Here is a 13,942-nt window from a genome sequence, read left to right on the forward strand (position 1 = left end):
GATCCACGGCCATCACCCTAGTACGGACCGTTATGGCGGGATCGCTGGGCCGGGCGTCAGTCGACCCAGTCGGCGGGCCAGCGGATGTCCGCCGCGGTGAGGCGGGGCCGTTCGGTCGCGGGCCAGTGAGCGTCCAGGTCCTCCTCGACGAGGGCGAACAGCCCGTGGTCGAACGGTTCGCCGGGCGGCACAGCGGTCTGGACCAGCCGTTCTCGCCGTCCGGCGCGCTGGTGGGCCAGCGCGCGGTGGTGACAGTAGGGGTTGTTGCCGGGGCGACCGAAGACGGTGTGGGCGGTCCAGGTGCAGCCGCCGCGGCAGACCTCCGCGAAGGTGCAGCCGCGGCAGAAGCCCCACAGCTTCCCGGTCGCGGCCGGTGTGCCCGCCGTCAGGTTGATGCCGAGCTCGGGGGCGTCGCGGAGCAGGTCGGTGAGGCTGCGGTCGCGGATGTTCCCCCCGGCGTAGTCCCGCGTGGGCAGCGACGGGCAGCCCTTGATCGTGCCGTCCGACTCGATGCCGAGGGTGGACAGCCCGGCCTGGCAGCCGGTCCAGAAGGCCGCGCTCTCGGGGGAGCGCAGCAGCCGTTCGTAGGGGCCGTAGTAGCCGACGTTGTTCCCGGCGTGGATCCGGACACCGTCCTGGCGGGCACGCCGGGCGATCCGGGCGAGCACCGGGAACACCTCGAGCAGCTCGACGGGCTGGAGCAGCAGGTCGGCGTGGTCGGCCGCATTGCCCATCGGGACGGTGAGCTGCCACTGCCAGGCGACGGCACCCGCGGAGCGTAACCGCCGGTACAGCTCCGGGAGCTCCGGCGTGGTCAGGCGGTTGAGCTGCGTGTTGCAGGTCGCCTCGACCCCGGCCGACCGCAGGCGCTCCATCGTCAGGAAGCACGACTGCCACGAACCCGCCCGTCCGCGGAGTCGATCATGGGTTGCGGTCATGCCGTCCACGGACACCGAGCACTGGGTGACGCCCGCGGCCCGCAGACCGCGCGCCATCGCCGCGCTCAACCGGTAGCCGCCGGTCGTGACCGTGCAGCCCATCCCCCGGCGGGTGATCTCGGCGGCGATCGTCAGCCAGTCCCGGCGCAGGAACGCCTCCCCGCCGATGAGCGTGACCTCGTCCACTCCGACCGCGTCGAGCTGGGCCACCACGTCGAGGGCCTGCCCGGTGGACAGCTCCGCCGGGCGCCGGGCCCCGGCGCGCGAGCCGCAGTGCCCGCACGCCAGGTTGCACGCCAGGGTCAGCTCCCACACGGCGTAGGTCCGCCGCCGTCCCCGCACCGCGTCCGGGTGGCTCCCGGACGGTGACCGGGCGGCCGGGGCTGCGGCGGCCCGACCCGCGGCGGCCCCGAACGGGCTCACCGCCGGAACAGCCGGCGCAGCCAGCCCCGCCCACGCCGAGCGGGGGGCCGACCTCCGTCGTCCCACGCCGGCAGCGGTGGACCGCCATAGACCGGCGTCGGCGCCGGCGGCGGGCCCTGCTGCCAGGGCGGCACGGAGGAGGGCCCGGCGGGCGGTGGCGGTGGGCCGGTGGGCAGCCAGCCGGCGGGCGCGATGAGCGTCTCGTCGCCGGTCTCCTCTCCGGCCTCCTCGGCAGCGAGCCGGGCGGCGATGTCGTCGGCGCGCCGCGGGCCGACCTGCGCGTCCCAGTCGGGACCGCGCGGCAGCCGGGGATCCGGCCGTTGCTCCGGTGATTCGCCCCTCGTCATCCCCCACCCCCGTTCCGGTCCATCATCGTCGATGGGGCGTTCGGCGCCTACGGACGGGTGGACATCCCCGCGAACCTTCGACAGCGCGGGGGTGGGGCCCGCACGGGCGATGCCGTCCGGACCCCGTGGACCACGCGGGGCTCAGTGGGCGGCGCTGAGCTGCGCGATCTCGTCGAGGGTGACGTCGTAGATGACCTCGGTGGGGGTCAGCGGGATCGCGGTGGCCACCGCGCTGTCGGGGTAGACGTCGACGCGGGTGTACTCCCCGCCGACCATGCCGGTCAGCCGGTCGGCCGGGCCGAGGGTGCGGGCGCTGTAGGCGGTCGCGCCCGCCACCCAGACGGGTACCCCGCCGATCACCCCGGCGGAGGAGTGGTGGGCGTGGCCGGTCAGGACGATCCGGACGTCGGTGCCGGCCAGCACGTCGGCCAGGTTCGCGGGCTCCGCCAGCAGGTACTTGTTCACCATGGCGATCGGCGACGGCACGGGCGGGTGGTGCAGGGCGAGGACCGTTCCGCCGGGTGCGGGGGTGGCCAGCTCGTCGGCGAGCCAGCGCAGCTGGGCGGTGCCGAGGAAGCCGCCGTGCTCGCCCGGTTCGGTGGTGTCCAGGACGATGATCCGCAGGTCGTCGACCCAGTGGACGTAGTCGTAGGCCTCCTCCGTCGGCTCCGCGCCGAGCAGTCCCGCCCGGAACGGGCCCCGCGCGTCGTGGTTACCGACGGCGTAGAGGACCGGCGCGCCCAGCCGCTCGGCGACCGGTTCGACCAGGTCACGCAGGCGCTGGTAGGCGACGAGGTCCCCGCTGTCGGCGAGGTCGCCGGTCAGCAGCAGCGCACCGACCTTCAGGGTGGACGCCTCGATCTGCTCGAGGGCCGTGCGCAGCCCGGCGTGGGAGTCGACCCTGCCGTGGAGCAGTTCGCCCTCGCGGACGATGTGGGTGTCGCTGAGCTGGATGAGGATGTGGCTGGGGGTGAAGTCGTTCGGGTCGAGAGAGCTGGACATGGGAGCCCCTAAAGATCGTGATGGTCGGAGGTGACGACGGCTGTCGGGTGCGGGGGAGCCAGGAGCGCGTCGACCAGGCGGTCCAGCGCGTGCGCGGTCGCGCCGTGCGCGAGCAGGTACGAGCGGGTGTCCCCGAAGCCGGCGCGGATGCGGTCCAGCGCGCGCAGGATGAGCTCCGGCGGGCTGGCCAGCATGGCCGGTGCGACCGCGGCGCCGTCCGCCGAGGTCCGGGCCGACATCCGCAGGACGGCGGCGGCGGCCTCGTCGCGTAGGAAGTGGGACGTCAGGGCGAAGTCCTCGGCGATGACCTCGACGGGCACCCCGGCGAGGTCGAGGACCAGGGCGATGACCAGGCCCGTGCGGTCCTTGCCGGCGCTGCAGTGCACGATCGCCGGCAGTGCGCCCGGCGCGGCGAGGGCGATGACCGCGGCGGTGAGGCGGCTGCCGCGCTGGTCGACGGCGAAGTCGAACACGCCGGCCAGATCGCCGTCGGCCCCCGCGGCCCGAACGGCCGCCATGCCGGCGGCGGCGCCGACGGCCACCGACTCGCCCGCGCCGCCTCCGGTGCCGTCGCCGTCGCCGCCGTTGCCGTCGCCGCCGCCGGCACCGGCACCGGCGCCGGCACCGTTACGGTCGGCCGCCTGGCCCACGGCGGCCTGCGCCGCGGCGGGCAGGGTGAAGATCGGTACCCGGCGGTGGGTGGCGGGCAGCCGGCCGAGGGCGTCCGGGTCGTGCTCGACCTCGGCGTCCTCGCGCAGGTCGACGACGGTACGCAGGCCGATCTGGGCGAGCACCGCCCGGCCGCGCCCGTCGAGGCCACGCAGGGCGCCGGAGCGCAGCAGCGTGCGCCACCGCACCGTCCGGCCGTCGGCCGTCGGGTAACCACCGACGTCACGCAGGTTGATCGTGCCGGGCAGCGGCAGGCTCCGTCGAGCCGGCGGCGCCGCGATCACCTCCGCGATCACCTCCGCGTCGGGGGAGGCGGGGGCGTCGGGGGCGGCGGGGGTGGATGGTGCCTGGGTGGTCACCGGGTTCACCGGGCCGGCATGAGGTCGGAGGCCTGCTTCTGGGCGCTGGCCAGGGTGGCGGCGGGGTCCTTGCCGCTGAACACGGCGCCCTCGACCGCTGTCATCATCGTGTCCTGGATCTGCAGGTAGTTGTCGCCGGGGAAGGCCGCCCACGGCTGCAGTCGGGTGAGCTGGTCGAGGTTGGGCCGGATGAGGGGGTTCGCCTTCGCCCACGCCTGCAGGCCGTTCGGGTCGTCGATGAGCCCGGTGCGCAGCGGCAGGTAGCCGATCTTCGAGGAGATCTGGGTGTAGGCGTAGTCGCTGGTGAGGAACTTGATCAGTTCCCAGGCGGCGCGCTGCTTGGCCGGGTCCTTGCTGAAGATGGCCAGGGCCGAGCCCGAGTTGGTGGGGACGACGGGCTTCGAGCCGAAGCCCGGTTCACCCGTGGCGCCGAGTTCCCAGTTGTTCGCCTTGGCGCCCGCCATCAGGGCGGCCTGCACGGCGCTGCTCTCGACCATCATGCCGAGCTGGCCGCTGCTGAACGCCTTGAGCGCCTGCTGCTGGTCGAGGTTGGGCATCGCCCCGCTGCGGACGAGGTCCTGCGACATCGCGACGGTCTCCACGGCGGGCGCGTCGGCGAAGGTCAGCCTGCTCGCGTCCGGCGCCATCACCCGGCCGCCGTTGGAGAGTACCATCGACTGCCAGCACCAGTCCACCGTCTGCTTGGTCAGGCAGTTGACCTCGACGCCTTCCTTGCCGGTCCTCGCCTTGATGGCCAGCGCCGCGGCCCTGACGTCCGCCCAGGTCTTCGGCGGGTTCGCCGGGTCGAGACCGGCCTGCGCGAACAGCGTCTTGTTGATCCACATCACCGGCGTCGAGAAGACGTACGGGACGGCGTAGGTGCGGCCGTCGACCTCGCCGAGCTTCGGCACGGACGGGGCGTACGGGTGCGCGCCGGCGTAGTTCGCGGCGAGGGCGCCCTTGCCGACGAGGGTGTCGATGGGCGCCGCGCCCAGGCTGGTGGCCGCGAACCGCAGCGCGTTGAAGGTGATCTGGCCGACGTCCGGCGGGTTTCCGGCCAGCACCTGGTTCTTGATGCTGGTGGTGTACTCGTTGCCGCTGGTCACGCCCTGCGGGGGCTGGCCCTTGACGGTGATGTTCGGGTGTTCCTTCTCGAACTGGGCGATGAGGCCCTCGACCACGGGCTTCCAGGTGCCGGTGCTCAGCAGGTTGTAGCTCTCGAAGACGATCGAGACCTTCTGGTCGGCGGCGAGCTGCGGGATCGTGCCGGTCGCGCCGGCCGGGGCCTGAGCGGACTCGGACGTGGACGAGTCCGTCGCGCAGGCGGCGGCCAGCGCCGCCACCAGCGTCACGGCGGCGGCGGCGCGCAGCAGGTGCGGACGGGGCAGTCGCGGCTGGGACAGACGCGGCTGGGGCAGACGAAGCCGGGGTCGGTGTTCACCAGCCGGATGCTCAGGAGCCCGGCGTTCACGAGCCAGGCGTGGTCGAGCCACGGGCATGCTCCTTGGGAGAGGGTGGGCGCCGCGCGCCAGGTACGGTCGTTCCGGGAGATTGCGTACTCCCGGTTCGTCGTTACGTCGGTAGCGTCCGATGCGCAGGTGAACGGCCTACGACGGTCGGGAAACGGATGGCCGTCACTTACCGCAACGAATTCGCCGGGCCTGTCTCCGTCTGGCGGGATCTTCCCTGGTCGGGGCCCCGGTCGGATGCTCGGTCGGTGTACCGATGGTGACGGGCCGGAGGCGGGTGTTGGTCGGCGTCAGGGCCGGGAGGGCGTTGCCCTCACCTGGACAGGTCGTCGAAGATCGGCTTGACCAGCTCGATGAGATGGTCGACGTCGACCTGGATGGTGCGATCGGCCCGCCCGCTGCCGCAGCAGACGACGCCCATCCGCCGGACGGCGGCGTCGAACACCACGACCACTCCCGGGACCGCGCACACCGGGCTCGCCCCGCCGGGCTCCATGCCGAGGTCCCGCAGATCCTCCGCAGCCGCCTGGCTGAGTTTCGCGCGGGAGGTTCCCGCCGCCCGGGCCAGCCTGCCGTAGTTGACCCGACCGGTGACGGGGAGCGCGGCGAGGACGAAACCGCGGTCCGCATTCCTGAACACCATCGTCTTCAGGAGCCGCTCGGTCGGAAAGCCCAGCAGCTCCGCGTCCGCCGGCCCGACGATCGGCTCGTGATCCACTGCCGTGAAGGGCACTCCGGCGGCCAGGAGCACCTGTTCCGGGGACGAAATTCCGTCCGGTCGGCACCCCAGCTCGGACATGAACGGGCCTTTCTTCGACGGAACGCGGAACCTGCCGTCCGGATACGCCGGCCGGACCACCGTATTCCGATGCTCCTTCATTCCGGCCGTCGGCCGCCGGCCGCCGGCTACCGGGTGTGCGGTCAGGGTCGGCGGCTGACGGCCAGCTTCACACCCAGTCCCATCATGACAGCGCCCGAGGCCCCGCCGATGGCCGACAGCCGGCGCGGTGACCGCGCCAGCCAGGTGCGGGCGGTTCCGGCGAGCAGTCCCCACGACACATCCGAAACCAGGGCGATCGCCACGCAGATCAGGCCGAGGAACAGCAACTGGACGGGCGCATCACCCGCCGAGCGGTCGACGAACTGCGGCAGCACCGCGGTGAAGATGAGCACTCCCTTGGGATTGCCGATTCCCACGACGAAGCCGTCGCGCAGGATGCGGCGGGACGTGTACGAGGACGTCGGCCCCGCGATCGCGACGGTGAGCTCGGCGCGATGCCGCCAGGCCTGCCAGCCCAGACATACGAGATAGCCGGCGCCGGCGAACTTGAGCACGGAGAACACCACCACCGAGCGTTCGACGACGAATCCCAGGCCGCACGCCACCGCCATGACCTGGACCAGCATCGCCGACTCGTTGCCGAACGCGGTGAACACCGCCGCCCGCCGTCCCAGCGAGACACCCCGGCTGACGACGAAGAGCACGCTCGGCCCGGGCAGCACGATCAGCGTGGCCACGACCAGCAGGAAGGACGCGAACCGCTGGGTGTCGATCACGGGAACTCCTCGGTCCCGGTCCCCCCGGTGGCGGTCCCCGCGGTTGTGGTCCCCGCGGTGGTGGTCATCGCGGTGGTGGTGATCGCGGCGAGGGCGCGGCGGGCCTCGTCGGCCCAGTGGGTGGCACCCCAGCGTTCGGCGACCGTGCGCGCCTGCCGGAAGTGGTCGGCGGCGTCGGGGTACCGGCCGAGGAAGGCGGCGAGGGCGCCGAGGGTGTGGGCGACCGGCCGCAGCGCCAGCGACAGGCTCAGGGCGCCGGGCACCTGCCCGCGCAGCGGCAGCAGCGCGCCGTACATCGCGCGGGCGAGCGGGCGGTCCGCGACGGCGATGGCCGCCTCGGCACGCAGGACGGCGAGGGTGGAGAAGAGAAAGTCGGGCCGCAGGGGCGGGGCTGCGGCGTGCAGGCGAGTGGCCTCGGCCAGCCGTCCGTCGCGGGCCAGCGCGAGCGTGAGCAGGTCGATCATGACCGGTCCGTGCGCGGCCAGCAGATCGTCGGCGTGCGCGGCGAACTCGGCCATTCGGCCCTGCGTCAGGCGCAGCGTCGCGACGGCCAGCAGCTGGAAGCCGGCGGCGTGGATCGACCCGTGGCGCAGCATCCGGGCGCTCGTCTCGGTGTAGCGACGCTCGGCGTCGTCGAGGTCGCCGGCGATGTGCGCGAGCATCGCCTGCCCGTAGGCCCCGACGCCCTCGGCCTCCGGCATCCGGTACAGGCGGGCGAGGTGCATCCCGTCGGCGACGAAGCGCCGGACGCCGGTGACGTCGGAGTCGGCGACCGCCGCGATGGCCCGGGCGAAGTTGCCGAAGGAGCGGTAGGCGGGCAGGTCGTACGCGACACCGATCTCGATCAGCTCCTGGCCGACCCGGTCCCGCTCCGGCCAGTCGGGCTCGTGGTTGCGCACCCGGGCCAGCGCGGTGAGGGCGAGCGCGCGCAGGGCGGGATCGTCCTGGGTCGCGGACAGCGCCACCGCCTCCTCGGCGGCCCGGCGGGGCCGGGCGTCGTCCTCCCCGGCGAGCTCGGTGGTCAGGGCGTCCAACAGCCGGCAGCGCACGGTGGCGTCGAGACCGGGCCGCTCGAGCAGGCGGGTGAGCACCGCGACGACGGGCGCGTCCACGGTCCCGTACGGCCGGCTCTGCCAGGGAGTGGGGTCCGTCCAGGCGGTGAAGGCGGCGATCAGCAGGTCCTCGCGACCGGCCGCCTCGGCGTGATCGACGGCCCGTTGCCGGCAGGCGCGTGCGGCCGCCACCGCGCCGGCGCGCACCTGCGCCCGCAGCAGCCGGCCGAGCAGCAGCACCCGTTCGGCGTCGCGATCGGTCTCGCCGCAGGCGTGGTCGCCGACGGGAAGGCGGTCGAAGCCGTCGACCGCGCCCGCGAGCAGGTCGGCCGCCGTGTCGTGGGCGTAGCGGCGCTCGGCGGCCTGCGCGGCTCGGACCGCGTAGTCGACGGCGCGGCGTGCCGTCGCCGCCGAGGCGGCCCGCAGGTAGTGGTGGGCCAGCGCGGGGGTGTTGTCGGGCTGCAGCCGTTCGAGGGTGGCACCGAGCCTGGCGTGCATGCGCGTGCGGCGCAGCAGGCTGAGGTCGGTGCTCAGGGTGTCCCGGACGAGGGCGTGGGTGAACCGGACCCGACCCGGCGCGGGCTCGGTGAGCAGGCCGGCGATGAGCCCGGCGTCCAGGGCGTCGAGTACGCCGTCCTCGTCGGTGTTGGCCGCGTCGATGAGCACCTCGACGTCGGCCTCCCGGCCGGCGACGGCGGCCAGGCGCAGCACCGCCACCGACGCCGCGGGCAGGCGCGCGAGCCGCCGGCGCAGCACGTCACGCACGCCGTCCGGCACCTCGGACAGCGCGACGAGCGCCCCTTCGCTGGCGAGCAGGCGTGCGCTCTCCCGCACGTGGAACGGGTTTCCCCCGGTGCGTTCGGCGAGGGCGAGCACGGTGTCGGCGTCGACGGGCCGCCGGCAGACCGCGCCGACGACGTCGGCGATCGCCGCCCGCGACAGCCCACCCAACGCCAGGCGCCGTGGTGACCGGGCGGCCAGCCCGGCGAGTGCCTCGGTCAGGGCCGGGCCGACCTCCCCGTCGCGGTAGGCCACCAGCAGCAGGATCGGCGCGTCGGTCACCTGCGCGGCCACCGCGCCGAGCAGCGCCAGGGTCTCCGCGTCGGCCCAGTGCAGATCGTCCAGGATGATCGCCAGCGGTTCCGCCGGCGTCCGATCGGCGACGGTGCGCAGCCAGGCGAGGACGGCCTGGTGGAGTCGGAACCGGCCGGCGGAGGCGTCGACGCGGTCCAGGCGGTCCGTGTCCGTGGACTTCTGGCCGGGCCGATGGCCGACTGCGCGGCCGAGATCGCTGCCGAGATCGTGGCCGGGCGTGGGGCCGGGTGGATGGTCGGGCCGCTGGTCCGACAGGAGGGGTGCAAGGAGCTCGGCCAGCGGCGCCGGCGGGGGAGCGGCGTCGGCCAGCACCCGCAGGGCCTGCAACCACGCCCAGGCCGGCGGAGCACCCTCGGCCTCGGGACACTGCCCGGTGACGACCAGCCATCCGGTCGTGGCCAGCCGGTGGCGCACCTGCCGCAACAGCGCCGATTTCCCGGCTCCCGGCTCGCCGCTGATCAGGGCGATCCTCGCCCGGCCTGCGCCGACGCCGGCGGCTCTGACCTCGGCGGCTGTGACCTCGGCGGCGACGTCCGCCAGCGCGGCGAGCTCCTGCTCGCGACCGGCGAACAGCTCGGCGGCCGAAGCGGCGGCTGGAAGGGGTGGAGACGAGCCGTCCGGTTGCGAGGATCCGGGTGGCTCGGAGGGGGGCGCAGAGGGGGGCGCAGAGGTCGGCGCCGAGGGGGGCATCGCCGCGTCGAGGAGCTCGCGGTTCTGCCGGAGGATCGCCTCCTCCAGCCGGGCGAGTTCGGGTCCCGGGTCCAGGCCGAGCTCCTCGGTGAGCTGTCGACGGGCCCGGCGCAGCGCGTCGAGGGCGTCGGCCTGCCGGTTGCCGCCCCAGAGGGACAGGGCCAGCAGGCGCCAGCCCTCCTCCCGCAGGGGCTCGCGCCGGGTGAGCGCGTCCGCGAGCCGCACGGCGGCGGCCAGGTTGCCCGCGCGCAGCTCGGCGGCGGCGAGCATCTGCCGTGCCTCGGCGCGTAGCTCCGCCAACCGGGCGATGTCGGCGGTCGCCCACGACTCGTCGGCGACCTCGCCGAAGGCCTCGCCGCGCCACAGTGACAGGCCCTCGGAGATCAGCGCCCGGGCGGTGCCGGCGGAGGAGTGCCGGCGGGCCTCGCGCAGCAGCGACTCGAACCGCCAGGCGTCCACCGCCTCCGGGCCGAGCGCGAGGGCGTAGCCGGGGCTCGCGCTGAGCAGGACCGTCGCAGGTGTCCGCGGGGGCCGTTGCGGCTCCAGCAGCCTGCGCAGATTGGAGACGTAGGACTGCAGCGAGGTCACGGCCTTGGCCGGTGGTTCGCCGCGCCACAGGTCCTCGATCAGCCTGTCCACCGAGACGAGCTCGCCGCGGGCGACGACGAGCCGGGCGAGGACCGCCCGCTGGCGTGGTCCGCCCAGGGTGACGGCGCGCCCGCCCACCTCGACCGCCAGCGGGCCGAGCACTCGGATCCGGACCATCGCCCACCGATCCTAGCCATCCGGCCGGTCCGGTTCCTCCGGTGAACCGGCGGACCGGCGAAGGGGCGAGACGGCTCCAACTCAGCTCCACGAGCACTCCAAGTGCCGATTCCGATGCTGGCTCCAGCACCACACAACAGTCCGAAGAAAGGGCAGGGCAATGAATCCTTCCGCAGCTCCCGACACCGAGGTGGAACGCCCGAACACACGGGAAATGGTGATCGTTCATCGGGCCTTCCGCCGCGAGTCGCGGCTGCTGGCCGAGCTGACCGCCCGGGTTTCCGCGGGGGACACCGCCCGGGCGGCGGTCCTCGCCGGCCACTTCCGGTGGTACCAGCGAGGCCTGTCCGTCCACCACCACGGGGAGGACGAGCTGGTCTGGCCGCTGCTGCTGGCCCGTCTGGACCTCGACGCCGATGTCGTGCTGCGGATGGAGGCCCAGCACGAGGGGGTCGCCGCGAGCCTCGCCCGCGCGCAGGCCGCCCTGGCCGCCTGGGAGTCCGGCGCGGACCCGGCGGCTCGGGACGCCCTCGTCGAGGCTCTCGTCGAGCATCGGGCGGCACTGGTCGAACACCTCGACGACGAGGAGGCGCACCTGTTGCCACTCGCCGCCGAGCATCTCAGCGTGCGGGAATGGCAGGCCCAGGGCGAGCACTTTCTCGCCAACACCCCGAAGAACGCGTTGCTGACCCTGCTGGGTGCCGTGTTGGAGGACGCGCGACCCGACGAGCGCACGGCGTTCCTCGCCGACCTTCCGCTGCCGGCCCGCGTCCTCTGGTACTCGGTCGGCCGGATCGTCTACGCGGCCCACGTGCGGCGGATCCGCGGCGGCCACCGACCCGTCGCCGACGCCGCCGACCAGGCGAGCACCGTCCACGGGGCGGCTCCCGCGACCGGATCGGCGCGGTAGACCATGACGACCGTCGGCTATGTGTTCTCGTGGATCGTCAGTGTCGCCATCATCTTCATCGGAATGCGGTTTCTGCTCGTGCCCCGGGCCGCCGCGGCCGCCTTCGGCGTCGCCGTGCCGGCGGACATCGGCCGGGCCGACGCCTACTTCGCGGTCAAGGGGATTCGGGACATCGCCTCGGGGCTCGTCCCGATAGCCCTGATCCTCGCCTCGACCGCACACGCACTCGGCTGGTTCATGATCATGATCGCGGTCGTCCCGGTCGGCGACGCCCTCATCGTGCTGCGCCATCAGGGGCCCAGGCTCACCGCGTACGCCGTGCACGGGCTGACCGCGGTGCTGCTGCTCGTCACCGCGGGCCTGCTGCTCGGCTGACGGCCGTGTCCCCTGTCGGACAGCCGACACCACCGCCGAGACCGAGTGGCGGCGGCGTCGACTTCCGGTCAGTGGCCGTCGACTCCCGCGGCGTCCACCGGAAACGCAGGACGGTGGCCTGGGAGCGCATCGCGGGCTTCTCGGTGCACGAAGGCAGGTTCCGGCTCTGGGAGGTCGATCGGAAGCGCGCCACCATCACGGCCCAGCTCAACGGCGTCAACGAGTTCCCCATCCTCGTCACCCTGCTGAAGGAGGCGACCACGCGCAGGGATCACGCAACCGACGCGTCCTGAGGGGAGCCGCCGAGATCGAGGCCAGGGAGCCGGGACCGGGCGTCGATGCGGACCGGGCGCGCATGCGGACCTGGCGCGCATGCGGACCGGGTGTGGATGTAGACCGGGTGTGGATGTAGACCGGGTGTCGGTGCGTTGCCGTAAGGGGGAGAGCCGACCGGCGCTCACCCGGGTCCGGTTCGCCGGGCACTGCCGAGCGGCGACACTCGACGCGAGTGGCGCCCGACCGAGAAGAGGACGTGCAGATGGCTTCGGATCCCGAGCGCACGGTGGGTGTCGGCATCGTCGGCCTGAGCGCGAACGGCGGCTGGGCGGCCGGGGCGCACCTGCCCGCGCTGGCCGCCGTCGACGGCTTCGCGGTGCGGGCGGTCGCGGCCAGCAGCCCGCAGTCGGCGCGTGCCGCCGCGCAGGCCCACGGCGTGCCCGCGGCCAGCGACAGCGTCGAGGAGCTGGCCGGGCGCGACGACGTCGACCTGGTCGTCGTCTCGGTGAAGGTGCCGCGTCACCGCGAGCTGGTCCTGCCCGCGCTGGCGGCGGGCAAGGCGGTGCTGTGCGAGTGGCCGCTGGCAGCCGGCCTGGACGAGGTCCGGGAGCTGGTCGGAGCCGCCACGGGCGTGCGGTCGTTCGTCGGGGTGCAGGGGCGGTTCGCTCCCGCGGTGCGCTACCTGCGCGACCTGGTGGCCGACGGGTACGTGGGCGAGGTGCTGTCGACGACGCTGGTGGGCAACGGCGGGGTGTGGGGGCCGGTGATCCACCCCGGCGGTGAGTACCTGCTCGACCGCGACCTGGGTGCGACCATGCTGACGATCCCGTTCGGCCACACCGCCGACGCCCTCACCAGCGTGCTGGGGGAGTTCGCCGACGTCGTCGCCACCACCGCGACGCGGCGGCCCCAGGTCCGCAACGCCGAGACCGGCGCGGCCGTCCCGATGACGGCCGAGGACCAGATCGCCGTCTCCGGGACCCTCGTCGGCGGGGCCGTCGCGAGCATCCACCTGCGCGGCGGGACGCCCCGCGGCACCGGCTTCCTGTGGGAGATCAACGGTACCGACGGCGACCTGCAGGTCACCTCGTCCACGGGCAGCCTCAACTACGGTCAGATCACCATCCTCGGCTCCCAGGGCGGCGAGCCGCTCGCCGAGCTGACCACGCCGGCGTCGTACGACGCCTTCCCCGCCCTGGCCGGACAGCCGGCCGCCGCCGTCGCCCATGCCTACGCACAGATCGGCCGCGATCTGGCCGAGGGAACGACGGTGGCGCCCGACTTCACCCACGCGCTGCGCCGCCACGAACTGCTCGACGCCGTCGCCCGCTCCGCGGCCACCGGCCGTCGCGTCGAGGTGCCCGAGAAGTGACGTCACCTCCCGGCTGAGGGCTGAGGGCTGAGGGCTGCGGGCTGAGGGCTCAGGGCGTCCGGGCGGGGCGTCGCGGCGAAACCGTGGCGAGCCGCCACGCGGGACGGGCCGGGCGCGCACGGGGCGGCGTCCGGCCCCACCGGTGCGCGGGGCGGGCAGAGGAGGTAGGCATACAGGGGTGAGCACACCCGAGCCGGCCGAGTTCCCGGCCTCCCACCGCGACCTGATCGACAACCCGCTGACCGGTGTCCTGACCACGATCGGCACGGGCGGTCGGCCCCAGTCGACCGCTGTCTGGTTCCTCCCTGACGGGCCGACGGTCAAGGTGTCGATGATCAGTACGCGGCAGAAGCTGGCGAACCTGCGGCGTGTCCCGGTGGCCACCCTGTTCGTGTTCGATCCCGCCAACCCGGGACGCACCCTGGAGATCCGCGCCGACGTCGAGCTCGTGCCCGACCCGGACAAGTCCGTCCTCGCCCGGATGACGGACCGGTACGGCGCCGACTTCGCCCGGCTCAGCGCTCTCGACCCCGAACGGACCACGGCCGTGCTGCATCCACGCCGCGTCGTCGTCCGCGGCTGAGACCGGGCCGCGGCGGGTCGCTCGGCTCGGCTCGGCTCGGGTCGGGTCGGGTCGGGTCGG

The 13,942-nt window shown here is 74.0% G+C and carries 13 protein-coding genes; 5 read left to right on the forward strand and 8 right to left on the reverse strand.

The features are described 5' to 3' along the window. Positions 1-56 precede the first annotated feature (56 nt). From FRAAL_RS13115 to FRAAL_RS13150, 8 genes are all read right to left on the reverse strand, one after another. The gene (locus tag FRAAL_RS13115) at positions 57-1,361 is read right to left on the reverse strand and encodes a radical SAM/SPASM domain-containing protein (RefSeq protein WP_231861631.1); all 1,305 of its coding nucleotides are present in this window, start codon (positions 1,359-1,361) and stop codon (positions 57-59) included. Then, positions 1,358-1,708 carry a hypothetical protein gene (locus tag FRAAL_RS13120; protein ID WP_011604155.1) on the reverse strand — a complete coding sequence of 117 codons (351 nt, stop codon included), beginning with the start codon at positions 1,706-1,708 and terminating at the stop codon, positions 1,358-1,360. Before FRAAL_RS13120 ends, FRAAL_RS13115 begins: the two co-directional genes overlap by 4 nt. Positions 1,709-1,849: 141 nt before the next feature. After that, positions 1,850-2,710, reverse strand: coding sequence for a metallophosphoesterase (locus FRAAL_RS13125; RefSeq protein ID WP_011604156.1), 861 nt, complete (start codon positions 2,708-2,710; stop codon positions 1,850-1,852). A gap of 8 nt (positions 2,711-2,718) precedes the next feature. Further along, positions 2,719-3,738 carry a tyrosine-protein phosphatase gene (locus tag FRAAL_RS13130; protein ID WP_231861632.1) on the reverse strand — a complete coding sequence of 340 codons (1,020 nt, stop codon included), beginning with the start codon at positions 3,736-3,738 and terminating at the stop codon, positions 2,719-2,721. Positions 3,739-3,743: 5 nt separating this feature from the next. Next, positions 3,744-5,237, reverse strand: a complete 1,494-nt coding sequence (locus tag FRAAL_RS13135) for an ABC transporter substrate-binding protein (RefSeq protein WP_011604158.1) — start codon at positions 5,235-5,237, stop codon at positions 3,744-3,746. Between the two features lie 283 nt (positions 5,238-5,520). Further along, a complete protein-coding gene (locus FRAAL_RS13140; protein ID WP_041940490.1) occupies positions 5,521-6,006 on the reverse strand; it encodes an aminoacyl-tRNA deacylase in 486 nt (161 codons plus the stop codon). Positions 6,007-6,128: 122 nt separating this feature from the next. Beyond that, a complete protein-coding gene (locus tag FRAAL_RS13145) occupies positions 6,129-6,764 on the reverse strand; it encodes a LysE family translocator (RefSeq protein ID WP_011604160.1) in 636 nt (211 codons plus the stop codon). Next, positions 6,761-10,366, reverse strand: coding sequence for an ATP-binding protein (locus tag FRAAL_RS13150; protein ID WP_011604161.1), 3,606 nt, complete (start codon positions 10,364-10,366; stop codon positions 6,761-6,763). Before FRAAL_RS13150 ends, FRAAL_RS13145 begins: the two co-directional genes overlap by 4 nt. A 214-nt stretch (positions 10,367-10,580) precedes the next feature. On the opposite strand from FRAAL_RS13150, the gene FRAAL_RS13155 reads away from it, so the two are divergent. The 5 genes from FRAAL_RS13155 (at position 10,581) to FRAAL_RS13175 (ending at position 13,882) form a co-directional block, all read left to right on the forward strand. Next, positions 10,581-11,276: a hemerythrin domain-containing protein gene (locus FRAAL_RS13155; protein WP_011604162.1), complete on the forward strand. Its 696-nt coding sequence runs from the start codon at positions 10,581-10,583 to the stop codon at positions 11,274-11,276. A gap of 3 nt (positions 11,277-11,279) precedes the next feature. Further along, the gene (locus tag FRAAL_RS13160) at positions 11,280-11,651 is read left to right on the forward strand and encodes a DUF4267 domain-containing protein (RefSeq protein ID WP_011604163.1); all 372 of its coding nucleotides are present in this window, start codon (positions 11,280-11,282) and stop codon (positions 11,649-11,651) included. 71 nt (positions 11,652-11,722) lie between these two features. Beyond that, complete coding sequence (locus FRAAL_RS13165; RefSeq protein WP_041939265.1) at positions 11,723-11,944, forward strand: hypothetical protein; 222 nt, start codon at positions 11,723-11,725, stop codon at positions 11,942-11,944. A 245-nt stretch (positions 11,945-12,189) separates the two neighbouring features. Then, complete coding sequence (locus tag FRAAL_RS13170; protein ID WP_041939266.1) at positions 12,190-13,299, forward strand: Gfo/Idh/MocA family protein; 1,110 nt, start codon at positions 12,190-12,192, stop codon at positions 13,297-13,299. A gap of 178 nt (positions 13,300-13,477) precedes the next feature. Continuing rightward, positions 13,478-13,882, forward strand: a complete 405-nt coding sequence (locus FRAAL_RS13175) for a PPOX class F420-dependent oxidoreductase (protein ID WP_011604167.1) — start codon at positions 13,478-13,480, stop codon at positions 13,880-13,882. Positions 13,883-13,942 lie beyond the last annotated feature (60 nt).

The sequence above is a fragment of the Frankia alni ACN14a genome, assembly GCF_000058485.1.
GTDB lineage: Bacteria > Actinomycetota > Actinomycetes > Frankiales > Frankiaceae > Frankia > Frankia alni.